The organism is Pseudomonas syringae group sp. J254-4 (assembly GCF_032586855.1).
GTDB lineage: Bacteria > Pseudomonadota > Gammaproteobacteria > Pseudomonadales > Pseudomonadaceae > Aquipseudomonas > Aquipseudomonas amygdali.
This window is the reverse complement of sequence record NZ_JAWHOO010000002.1, coordinates 363,942-375,735: the sequence shown is the minus strand read 5'-3', so window position 1 is coordinate 375,735 and position 11,794 is coordinate 363,942. Positions and strand designations below refer to the sequence as shown.

9 protein-coding genes are annotated in these 11,794 nt (G+C 59.4%); 6 read left to right on the top strand and 3 right to left on the bottom strand.

The window, feature by feature from the left end; translation table 11 throughout:
- Nucleotides 1-69: 69 nt before the first annotated feature.
- The 4 genes from aceF to yccS all read left to right on the top strand — a co-directional run bounded on the left by aceF (nt 70) and on the right by yccS (nt 7,087).
- Complete coding sequence (aceF, locus tag RYB09_RS04820; protein ID WP_058407715.1) at nt 70-1,716, top strand: dihydrolipoyllysine-residue acetyltransferase; 1,647 nt, start codon at nt 70-72, stop codon at nt 1,714-1,716.
- 301 nt (nt 1,717-2,017) lie between these two features.
- On the top strand, nt 2,018-3,397 hold the full coding sequence (gene dbpA, locus RYB09_RS04815) for an ATP-dependent RNA helicase DbpA (protein ID WP_122259381.1): 1,380 nt from the start codon (nt 2,018-2,020) through the stop codon (nt 3,395-3,397).
- Nucleotides 3,398-3,573: 176 nt separating this feature from the next.
- Nucleotides 3,574-4,752 (top strand): NAD(P)/FAD-dependent oxidoreductase, encoded by a 1,179-nt coding sequence (locus RYB09_RS04810; RefSeq protein ID WP_058407716.1) that lies wholly within the window; start codon nt 3,574-3,576, stop codon nt 4,750-4,752.
- Between the two features lie 136 nt (nt 4,753-4,888).
- Nucleotides 4,889-7,087 carry a YccS family putative transporter gene (yccS, locus tag RYB09_RS04805; protein ID WP_058407717.1) on the top strand — a complete coding sequence of 733 codons (2,199 nt, stop codon included), beginning with the start codon at nt 4,889-4,891 and terminating at the stop codon, nt 7,085-7,087.
- Here yccS and RYB09_RS04800 read toward each other — a convergent pair.
- Nucleotides 7,050-7,805: a substrate-binding periplasmic protein gene (locus RYB09_RS04800; protein ID WP_058399867.1), complete on the bottom strand. Its 756-nt coding sequence runs from the start codon at nt 7,803-7,805 to the stop codon at nt 7,050-7,052. The genes yccS and RYB09_RS04800 overlap by 38 nt on opposite strands.
- Nucleotides 7,806-8,032: 227 nt before the next feature.
- On the opposite strand from RYB09_RS04800, the gene RYB09_RS04795 reads away from it, so the two are divergent.
- Nucleotides 8,033-8,491 carry a GNAT family N-acetyltransferase gene (locus tag RYB09_RS04795; RefSeq protein ID WP_002551760.1) on the top strand — a complete coding sequence of 153 codons (459 nt, stop codon included), beginning with the start codon at nt 8,033-8,035 and terminating at the stop codon, nt 8,489-8,491.
- A 61-nt stretch (nt 8,492-8,552) separates the two neighbouring features.
- Nucleotides 8,553-8,849 carry a helix-turn-helix domain-containing protein gene (locus RYB09_RS04790; protein WP_002551759.1) on the top strand — a complete coding sequence of 99 codons (297 nt, stop codon included), beginning with the start codon at nt 8,553-8,555 and terminating at the stop codon, nt 8,847-8,849.
- 14 nt (nt 8,850-8,863) lie between these two features.
- Here the strand turns inward: RYB09_RS04790 and RYB09_RS04785 are convergent, their stop codons facing one another.
- Complete coding sequence (locus RYB09_RS04785) at nt 8,864-9,388, bottom strand: M48 family metallopeptidase (protein WP_058399866.1); 525 nt, start codon at nt 9,386-9,388, stop codon at nt 8,864-8,866.
- A 33-nt stretch (nt 9,389-9,421) separates the two neighbouring features.
- Entirely contained in the window at nt 9,422-11,560 is a 2,139-nt protein-coding gene (locus RYB09_RS04780) for an EAL domain-containing protein (protein WP_058399865.1), read from the bottom strand.
- Nucleotides 11,561-11,794 lie beyond the last annotated feature (234 nt).

The window sequence follows — 11,794 nt, the reverse complement described above, 5'->3', positions numbered from 1 at the left end:
CCAACGCTGTTTCGTTGTAACTGAACCAGCGTATTGGTGAGTGAACAGGTTCTCCTAAGGAGAGACATAGTGAGTGAGTTAATTCGCGTACCCGACATCGGCAACGGTGAAGGCGAAGTCATTGAATTGATGGTCAAGGTCGGTGATCGCATCGAAGCCGACCAGAGCATTCTGACGCTGGAATCGGACAAGGCGAGCATGGAAATCCCTGCTCCCAAGGCTGGCGTCATCAAGGCCATGAAGGTCAAGCTGGGCGACCGTCTGAAAGAAGGCGACGAGCTGTTCGAGCTGGAAGTGGAAGGCGAAGCGGCTGCCGCTCCTGCCCCCGCAGCCGAACCTGCCGCGGCCCCTGCTGCTGCCGAAAAACCGGCTGAAGCTGCACCGGCACCTGCCGCTGCTGCGCCTGCTCCGGCAGCCAGCGCCAGCGTTCAGGACATCCACGTGCCGGACATCGGCTCGTCGGGCAAGGCCAAAATCATCGAGCTGATGGTCAAGGTCGGTGACTCCATTCAGGCTGATCAGTCGTTGATCACCCTGGAATCCGACAAGGCCAGCATGGAGATCCCGTCTCCTGCAGCAGGCGTTGTCGAGAGCATCGAAGTCAAGCTGGACCAGGAAGTCGGCACCGGCGACCTGATCCTCAAACTGAAAGTCGAAGGCGCAGCGCCCGCCGCTGCTCCGGCACCTGCTGCCAGCGCACCGGCTGCCGCTCCTGCCAAGGCTGAAGCGGCTGCACCGGCCGCTGCTCCAGCGCCGAAAGCCGAAGCAGCACCTGCTCCGGCTGCACCGGCCAAAGACGGCGCCAAGGTTCACGCAGGCCCGGCTGTTCGTCAGCTGGCACGCGAGTTCGGCGTCGAGCTGAGCGCAGTCAGCGCCACCGGCCCACACGGTCGCGTGTTGAAAGAAGACGTTCAGGTCTACGTCAAGACCATGATGCAGAAGGCCAAGGAAGCTCCAGCTGGCGGCGCAAGCGGCGGCTCGGGCATCCCGCCGATCCCGGAAGTCGATTTCAGCCGTTTCGGCGAGATCGAAGAAGTACCGATGACGCGCCTGATGCAACTTGGCGCTTCGGGTCTGCACCGCAGCTGGCTGAACATTCCGCACGTCACGCAATTCGACCAGGCCGACATTACCGACCTGGAAGCTTTCCGTGTGGCGCAGAAAGGCGCTGCCGAGAAAGCTGGCGTCAAGCTGACCGTTCTGCCACTGCTGCTCAAATCCTGCGCACACCTGCTCAAGGAGCTGCCGGACTTCAACGCTTCGCTGGCACCTAGCGGCAAGGCGGTGATCCGCAAGAAGTACGTGCACATCGGCTTTGCCGTGGACACCCCGGATGGCCTGCTGGTGCCGGTTATCCGCGACGTCGACCAGAAGAGCCTGTTGCAGCTGGCCGCCGAAGCCGCAGCACTGGCTGAAAAGGCGCGCAACAAAAAGCTGACTGCAAACGACATGCAGGGCGCGTGCTTCACCATCTCCAGCCTCGGCCACATTGGCGGCACCGGCTTCACGCCGATCGTCAACGCGCCGGAAGTGGCTATCCTCGGTGTTTCCAAGGCCACCATTCAGCCAGTCTGGGACGGCAAAGCCTTCCAGCCGAAACTGATGCTGCCGCTGTCGCTGTCCTACGATCACCGCGTGATCAACGGTGCAGCCGCCGCCCGCTTCACCAAGCGCTTGAGCGAATTGCTGGCGGATATCCGCACAATCCTGCTGTAAGCCAGCCAGGCCCGTCACCACGACGGGCCTTGCCGTACACCTTTGCGAGCTGCCACGCTCGAACCTCAACCCCGCCCTCCAGCGGGGATTTTTTTGCCTGGCTATTGCGCCCATGCTCCGCGCTCATTGTTGGATCCTGTGGGAGTGACCGGGGCGGCGATCCGCATTGCTCACGAACCATCTTCTGGTGCTGTACGGGCCCCTTCGCGAGCAAGCTCGCTCCCACAGCCTCTATCGCGGTGTGAGGTCTGGCTGGCGGGTGATACACTACGCGACATTTTTGTTTTGCAGGTCCACCGTCGTGACTAACACCGCTTTCAATTCTCTGCCTCTGTCCGCTGCCATGCTGGCTAACCTGGAGTCGCTTGGTTATGCCGAAATGACACCGATTCAGGCGCAGAGCCTGCCGGTGATCCTCAAGGGCATGGACCTGATCGCGCAAGCCAAGACCGGCAGCGGCAAGACCGCTGCCTTCGGTATCGGCCTGCTCAACCCGATCAACCCGCGCTTCTTCGGCTGCCAGGCACTGGTCATGTGCCCGACCCGCGAACTGGCGGATCAGGTGGCCAAGGAAATCCGCCGTCTGGCGCGCTCGGAAGACAACATCAAGGTCCTGACCCTGTGTGGCGGCGTTTCATTCGGCCCGCAGATCGGCTCGCTGGAGCATGGCGCACACATCATCGTCGGTACTCCGGGTCGCATACAGCAGCACTTGCGCAAGGGCTCGCTGGTGCTGGACGGCCTGAACACGCTGATTCTCGATGAAGCCGACCGCATGCTGGACATGGGTTTCTACGACGCCATCGCCGACATCATCGAGCAGACCCCGCAGCGCCGCCAGACGCTGCTGTTCTCGGCGACCTACCCGGTCGGTATCAAGCAGTTGTCCTCGAAATTCATGCGTGATCCACAGACCGTGAAAGTCGAAGCACTGCACGCCGACAGCCAGATCGAGCAGATTTTCTATGAAATCTCTCCGGAGCAGCGTCTGGAAGCGGTGGTCAAGGTACTCGGTCATTTCCGTCCGGCGTCCTGTGTGGCGTTCTGCTTCACCAAGCAGCAGGTTCAGGAAGTGGTCGACCACCTGACCGCCAAAGGCATGTCTGCCGTCGGTCTGCATGGCGATCTGGAACAGCGTGACCGCGATCAGGTGCTGGCGATGTTCGCCAACCGTAGTACCTCGGTACTGGTCGCCACTGATGTGGCCGCGCGCGGTCTGGACATCGACGCGCTGGACATGGTGATCAACGTCGAGCTGGCGCGTGATTCGGAAATCCACATTCACCGCGTAGGCCGTACCGGTCGCGCAGGCGAAAAAGGCATCGCGGTCAGCCTTGTGGCTCCGTCGGAAAGCCAGCGCGCCCGCGCTATCGAAGAATTGCAGAAAGCCCCGTTGAACTGGCAGCAGTACGAGCAGCTAAGTATCAAGGAAGGCGGCAAGCTGCTGCCGACCATGACGACGCTGTGCATCGGTTCGGGTCGCAAGGACAAACTGCGCCCGGGCGACATTCTTGGCGCGCTGACCGGCGAAGCGGGTATTGCGGGCACTCAGGTGGGCAAGATCGCGATCTTCGATTTCCAGGCGTACGTAGCCGTCGAACGCAGCATGGCCAAACAGGCGCTGGAGCGTCTGAACAACGGCAAGATCAAAGGCAAGTCACTGCGCGTGCGAATCCTCTGAAATAGTCGTTAGCTGGGTTATCGTCCCCACGCTCTGCGTGGGGACGCAGTTCTGGACGCTCTGCGTCCGATTTTGAATAGGTGGTGCGGCGCAGGTATGTGACGCAGAGCGTCACGAGAGGCATTCCCACGCGGAGCATGGGAACGATCGTGACCTACAGATCGAGGAAACACGCTGTGCCCGTTACCGACGTTGTAATCATTGGCGCTGGCGCCGCTGGTCTGATGTGTGCGTTCACCGCTGCCGCTCGCGGGCGCAGGGTGATGTTGATCGATCACGCCAACAAACCCGGCAAGAAGATCCTCATGTCCGGTGGCGGGCGCTGCAACTTCACCAACATGTACACCGAGCCGGCCAACTTCCTGTCGCAGAACCCGCACTTCTGCAAATCGGCCCTGGCGCGCTACACCCAGTGGGATTTCATCGCGATGGTCGCCAAACATGGCGTGCCTTATCACGAGAAGAAGCTCGGTCAGCTTTTCTGTGACAACAAGTCCAGCGACATTCTGGAAATGCTTCTGGAGGAATGCCGACAGGCCGGTGTCAGCCTGCACATGGATACCTCCGTGCAGCAGATCGAAAAGACCGAATCTGGCTACAGCCTGCAAACCACGCTGGGCACGTTGAGCTGCAAGGCACTGGTCATCGCCACGGGCGGGCTGTCGATTCCGACGCTGGGCGCAACCGGTTTCGGCTATCAGGTCGGCAAGCAGTTCGGCCACACGCTGCTGCCCACCCGCGCAGGCCTGGTGCCGTTCACCATCACCGATCAGCTCAAGGAGCTGTGCACAGAGCTTTCAGGCACATCGGTGGATTGCCTGGTCAGTTGCAATGACACCAGCTTCCGCGAAAACATCCTGTTCACGCATCGCGGCCTCAGTGGTCCGGCGATCCTGCAGATATCTTCGTTCTGGCAGCCCGGTGACACCGTGGAAATCAACCTGCTGCCCGATCACGATGTGCCCACCTGGCTCAGTCAGCAACAGGCCGAGCGTCCCAACAGTGAGTTGAAAACCCTGCTGGGCGAGATTTTCACCAAGAAGATGGCCAATCTGATCGCCGAACACTGGTTCGTGTCCAAACCCATGAAGCAGTACACCCATGCCGAACTGGCCGACATCGCCGAAAAGCTGGCGAGCTGGCAGGTGGTCCCGGCAGGCACCGAGGGTTATCGCACCGCTGAAGTGACGCTGGGCGGCATCGATACCCGTGAAGTGTCGTCCAAGACCATGGAGTCACTGAAATCCCCCGGCCTCTATTTCGTCGGCGAAGTGCTCGATGTGAGCGGTCATCTGGGCGGCTTCAACTTTCAGTGGGCGTGGGCCTCGGCGTACGCAGCGGCGCAGTACGTGTGACGTAGTGCGCGTGGCGTAACATCACGACACTGCAAACCGGTATAAATTTTGCCAGGCGGATGTACAGCCAGTCATTTGGTCTGTACATATCCTCCTGCAGAATTGATCAATTGCGAACAGGGCCGTCAGCTTACCCATGGCATCGAAATCTCTCCGTCATACATTCCGTCGATTGTGGGCGCTGGATAAATTCAGCTATAGCGTTCGAGTCTTTATCGCACTGACCGGCAGCATGGCGCTGTGCTGGTACCAAAACGAGATGGCCTTGCTGATCCCGCTGTTTCTGGGGATTATTGCCTGCGCACTGGCAGAGACCGACGACAGCTGGCAAGGCCGGCTCAATGCTCTGGCCGTGACGCTGGTGTGCTTCAGTGTCGCCGCACTCGCCGTAGAACTGCTGTTCCCCTACCCCTGGCTGTTTGTCTGCTCACTGGCGCTGGCCAGCTTCTGCCTGACCATGCTCGGCGCGCTGGGCGAACGCTATGGTGCGATTGCCTATGGCACGCTGATTCTCTCGGTCTACACCATGATCGGCGTCGATCAGCGCGGCGGCGAGGTGCTGGACTTCTGGCATGAGCCGATGCTGCTGGTGGCGGGTGCGGCCTGGTACGGCCTGCTGTCGGTGCTGTGGCAGATGCTGTTTTCCAACCAGCCGGTGCAACAGGCGCTGGCCCGACTGTTCCGTGAGCTGGGGCAGTACCTGAAACTCAAGTCGACGCTGTTTGAGCCGATCCGCACGCTCAATGTGGAGGCCCGCCGCCTGGAACTGGCGCAGCAGAACGGCAAAGTGGTCGCCGCACTGAACTCCACCAAGGAAATCATCCTGCACCGTGTCGGCAGCGGCCGCCCCGGTTCGAAAGTCAGCCGCTACCTGAAGCTGTACTTCATCGCCCAGGACATCCACGAGCGCGCCAGCTCGTCGCACTACCCCTACAACTCGCTGGCCGACGCCTTTTTCCACAGCGATGTGCTGTTCCGCTGCCAGCGCCTGCTGCGTCAACAGGGCGTTGCCTGTCAGGCCCTGTCGGAATCCATCCAGTTGCGTCAGCCGTTCGTATACGACCCAAGCTTTGCAGAAGCCATGGAAGACCTGCACGCCTCCTTGGAACACCTGCGCATCCAGAGCAATCCTGCATGGCGCGGCCTGTTACGTTCGCTGCGCGCGCTGGCTGCCAACCTCGGCACGCTGGATCGCCTGATCAGCGACGCCAGCAACCCGGATGCCGTGGCCGATGCCACCGACAGCAGCCTGCTGGACCGCTCACCGCGCAACCTCAAGGATGTCTGGACCCGCCTGCGCCTGCAGATGACCCCGACCTCGCTGCTGTTCCGCCACGCCCTGCGCCTGCCGCTGGCGCTGACCATCGGTTATGCGATGGTGCACCTGATTCACCCGTCACAGGGCTACTGGATCATCCTGACCACGGTATTTGTCTGCCAGCCGAGCTATGGCGCCACCCGGCGTAAACTCGGCCAGCGGATCATTGGCACGGCAATAGGTCTGACGGTCGGCTGGGTACTGTTCGATCTGGTTACCAGTCCGATTCTGCAATCGATGTGCGCGGTGTTGGCCGGTGTGGTGTTCTTCGTCAATCGCACCACGCGCTACACCCTGTCGACCGCCGCCATCACGGTCATGGTGCTGTTCTGTTTCAATCAGGTCGGCGACGGTTACGGGCTGTTCCTGCCCCGGCTGTTCGATACGCTGCTGGGTAGCCTGATCGCCGGGCTCGCGGTGTTCCTGTTCCTGCCGGACTGGCAAGGGCGACGCCTGAACAAGGTGCTGGCCAACACCCTGACCTGCAACAGCATTTACCTGCGCCAGATCATGCAGCAGTACGCCAAGGGCAAGAGTGACGACCTTACCTATCGACTGGCACGGCGCAACGCCCACAATGCCGACGCCGCGCTGTCGACCACACTGGCAAACATGCTTATGGAGCCCGGTCACTTCCGCAAGGAGGCCGATGTCGGCTTCCGCTTTCTGGTGCTGTCACATACGCTGCTGAGCTACCTTTCCGGCCTCGGCGCGCACCGTGATACCCAATTGCCCGGCGATGTCCGCGAACACCTGATCGATAACGTCGGCGCCACGCTGGCCGCCAGCATCGACGAAATCGCCGCAGGGCTGGCCGAGAAGAAACCGGTCGCTGTACAGAGTGACGCAGAGGAAGCACTGGCTGCGCAACTGGAACAGCTGCCGGAAGAGATGGACGAAAGCCAGCGTCTGGTACAGGCACAGCTAGCCTTGATCTGCCGCCAGCTGGCACCGCTGCGCACCCTTGCCGCACACCTGATCAAAGCTCCGGAGGCTGCTGCAGTCCATGCAGTCTGAACAGCTCGTCGTAGGTGCCGTCGGCCTTCATGGCGGCAATTTCACGATCGAAATCGGCGACGATTTTTGCGTGGTGAGGATTTTTCAGGCTGACCAGAATGTGCAGACTGTTCTCGCTCAACGAGCCGGGTAGAAACTCGACACGGTCGCGAACCTCGTCGGGCTCCATCGCCAGGTTATAGCGGGCGACGTATTCGTCCTCCAGTGTCAAGTCCACACGTTCGGCAGCCAGCATGCGAACGGCTGTGGAAAAGTTTTGTACAGGGACCTTCTTGAGCAGGCTGTCGCTGTCAAACGCTGGGGAATAGGCATAACCGCGTACAACCGCAATCATGTAATTGTGCAGTTGTTCATGGCTCCGAACCTCGATAGCCGATTCCTTGCGTTTGATGAAGCGCACCCGATTGAGCAGGTATTCGGCTGAAAACTGGCCAATTTTTGTGCGATCGTCGCTGAACCATGCGTTGATCAGCACATCGTGCCGCCCCTCACCCAACCCCAGCATTGCCCGCGCCCAAGGCACTTGCTCATACAGGGTGGTGTATCCGGCGCGGCGCAACGCCGTATTGACGATATCGGTCGCAAGTCCGCCGTTGAGCAGCAGCGCATCGGTAAAAGGTGGCCAGGGGTCAGCGACAAGGCGCAGTTTCTCGGCTGCACTGGCGTGCGCCATCAGCAAAAAGACCAGCAACCCAACCGCTCGAAGCCACTGCGACATACTCAGGTTCCTGAAAAGGGCGGCATTCCCGATTTAATCCTATCGGCAGCAAAACCATCACTCATGAGAGTGCCTGCAGCTTTTAATTGAAGACCTCAAGCAGTCAGTAGACAAGCCGGGAGGGGAACATGCTCAGTAAAGCTGCACGCACATCGTTGACAGCGTTTATTGGGAATGTCGGCGGATACGTTTAGACTTCGCTTCTGGTTTCCCTGCGAGTCTGCGACATGTCTATCAAATGGATCTGCAAACATCACACCGAGCTGAGCATCCAGCAGCTGTATGCCGTGCTGCAACTGCGCGCCGAGGTGTTTGTGGTCGAGCAGCAATGCGTGTATCTGGACGTGGACGGGCAGGACCTGACGGGCGATACCTGCCACCTGATGGCCTGGCAGGAAGACAAGCTGGTCGCCTATCTGCGCTTGCTGGACCCTATCCAGCAGGGCGGCGACGTCACTATCGGGCGAGTCGTGACAGCCCCTTCGATTCGCAGCCGGGGCATTGGCCATGAGCTGATGGAGCAGGCCCTGGAAAATGCCGAACGCAAATGGCCTGACCAGCCCATCTATCTGTCGGCGCAGGCCCACCTGCAAGGCTATTACAGCCGCTACGGCTTCAACCCGGTGGGCGAGGTCTATCTGGAAGACGACATCCCCCACATCGGCATGCGCCGCGATCTGGACTAAGGGCAGTTGCACGCCTTGAGCTGCAAGCTGCACGTTGAAAGCATTGAAAAGGGATTCGTCGATGGAGGTCAGCAAGACCAAAAGCAGTTTCTATCGCCGCCTGTATGTGGCGTACCTGATTGATTCGAAGCTCGCCAGCAGCGTACCCGAACTGACAGCCGTGACCGGCATGCCACGCCGCACCGCTCAGGACACCATCAGCGCGCTTTCCGATCTGGACATTGTATGTGAGTTCGAACAGCAGGAAGGTGCCCGCAATCACGCAGGCAATTACCGTATTCGTAATTGGGGCGCCATCGACAAAACATGGATCGCCCGCAACCTGAACAGCATCAAGGCCGTGCTCGGGTATCCCTAGCAGCAGTTGCGAGCTTAAAGCTTGCCGTTCGAAGCTTGCAGCTCGTTATAGGTCAGGTAGACGCGCAAGTCGAATTCCAGCTGGTGATACCCGGGCAGCATGTGCTCGCATAACTGGTAGAACGCCTTGTTATGGTCTGACTCGCGAAAATGTGCGAGCTCGTGAACCACGATCATCTTCAGGAATTGAGCAGGGGCTTCCTTGAACAAGGCGGCCACGCGAATCTCATTGCTTGCCTTGAGCTTGCCGCCTTGCACTCTGGATATTTTGGTGTGCAACCCAAGCGCGCGATGGGTCAGGTCCAGGCGATTATCGAACAGCACCTTCCTGATGGCCGGCGCATTGCGCAGGTGATCCTGCTTGAGCGCCAGCGCGTAGGCGTAAAGAGCCTTGTCGCTTTGTATCTGATGACGCTCCGGGTAGCGCTGCTCCAGATAGTCCGCCAGACGGTTCTGGGCAATCAACTGATGCACTTGATCCTGCAGGGCTTGCGGATAGGCCTGCAGGTATTTGAGTGGAGCATGGCTGGCGGCAGTCATGGGGCCTTTTGCATGATGACGAAAGACGCCATTCTACAACAATCCACCCGACCTCAAGCCTGCCACCTCAAAGTGCCCTGGAAAGTGCAGCGCGTCTTCGGACACCATCGGATGCGCGATCAGAAAGCCCTGCATGACCTGACAGCCATTGTCCGCCAGCCACTGGTATTGCTCGCAGGTCTCGACCCCTTCGGCAATGACCAGCATATCGAGGTTGCGACTCAGGTCGATGATGCTGCTGGCCATCGCCGCCTCGCGCCTGGACTCGACGATATTGGCGACAAAACGCCTGTCCAGCTTCAAGGTGTCGAGCTGAAGATTGCGCAAGTGCGACAGCGAGCATTCGCCAGTGCCGAAGTCGTCCAGCGCAATACGCACGCCGACGTCATGCAGTGACTTCAGCTGTTTATGGCTATGCGTAAGGTTATGCACCAGAGCGCTTTCAGTGATTTCCACCTCGATCTGTCCTGGCTTGAGCTCGAAGCGATCCATGGCACGCTTCAGCTCCGAAGCCAGGTTGGGCATGCAGAATTGCGTGGGGCTGACACAGACACTCAGCACCACATCGGCAGCAAATACCCGGCTCCACGCCTGACGCTGTTCGGCGCCCTGATCGAAAATCCAGCTGCCGAGCCGGTTGATCAGTCGGGTCTCTTCAAGCAAGGGAATGAACAGCGCAGGAGGTACCTCGCCGACCGCCGGATGCTGCCAGCGCAGCAACGCTTCGAAACCACGCAGGCGACCATCCGCGACATGGATCTGGGGCTGGTACACCACCGAGAAATCCTTGCCGTCGATGGCCGTGCGCACACTTTCCTCAAGCATCAGCCGTGAGCGGGCGCGTCCGTTCATATTCTGGTCGTAGAACCGGTATTGCTGACGCCCTGCACGCTTGGCCTCATACATGGCGATATCTGCCGCACGCAGCAAACCGTCCAGATTCGAGCCGCAGTCCGGAAAGGTCGCGATACCGACACTGGCACCCAGGGTGATTTCGACACCGTCGACCTGGCGCCTTCCCGACACCCGTTCAATGAGTTTTTCAGCGATTTTGGCCGCCTGTTCGGGGTAATCAAGCCCGTCGATCACAACCGTGAATTCGTCGCCGCCAATGCGCGCCAGAACATCATAGGGACGCATGCTGTCCTTGAACTGCTCGGCGACCCAGAGCAATACCTGATCACCGGCGTCATGACCCAGCGCATCATTGATCTGCTTGAAGCCGTCCAGGTCCATGAACAGCACAACCAGGTATTTGTCTGTCTGCTCCTTGCGCAGGAGCATGCCTTCAACGGCCTGATAAAGCCCGCGGCGATTGAGCAGGCCTGTCAACGCGTCGGTAACAGCCTGTTTTTCAAGTTGCTGATAGAGATCACGGACTACCGACATATCCAGAACCGTCAGCACCATCGCCTTCTGCTCCGCAGGCAGCGCCGCGCAAGACAAGGCAACCGGCAACTGCGTGCCTTGTGCGGTACGCAGAATGGCATCGTGCACCCGGTAGGTGTCGGCCTTGCGATAGTGTTTGTAGAAGCCTGACTCCAGCCAGTCGCCCACTTGCGGTTCGATGATGTAATCCAGCACTTGCGTACCGCGCAGTTGATCGACCGAAGCGTTCAACAACTGGCAGATGGCGGGATTGGCAAAACTGATGGTGCCCGCCTCATCAACGACCAGAATGCCTTCGGCGACGTTGGCCAGCACTGACGCATTGAACGCACGAGCCGATTCAAGCTCCAGCGAAAGCTGTTGCAGCGCACGACGGTTACGCTGTTGCTCAAGCAGGGTCTGCACCTTAGGCTTGAGAACGTTCGGGTCGAAGGGTTTGAACAGGTAATCCGTCGCGCCGTTTGCATACCCTTTCTGCACGGCATCCTGAGTCTGCTCATTGGCCGTGAGAAAGATAATCGGCGTCAGGCGGGTACGCTGACTGCCTCGCATCAACCGGGCAACTTCGAAGCCGTCCATGCCCGGCATCTGCACATCCAGCAGAACCAGGTCGACTTCCTGCTCAAGAAGCACCGTCAATGCTTCGATTCCTGAACTCGCAGTCACAATATGCCAATCCGTTCTTTGCAGAACAGCGCACATCGTCACCAGATTTTCCGGATAATCGTCTACAACCAGTAAAACCGAAGAGCCATCATGTGGCTGTGTTGGCACGCGTTCCATGCTGCTTCTCTGTGTGGGCATGACGCCTGAGTTTCAGGACGACCGTCATACTTTGGAATAACTCTAGCCCCGTCTCGCAAAAAGCAGAAGCAAGGCACCCCTTCCCTACCATCAAAGTTCGATCTACCCGACTAACGGTCATTCTCTGCACGCGTTGCAGGCTCTGCCCTGCAGGAAAAGTGACAGCACTTTGACGTCATTGGTTCGACAATTTTTCATTAACAAATCGCCCTA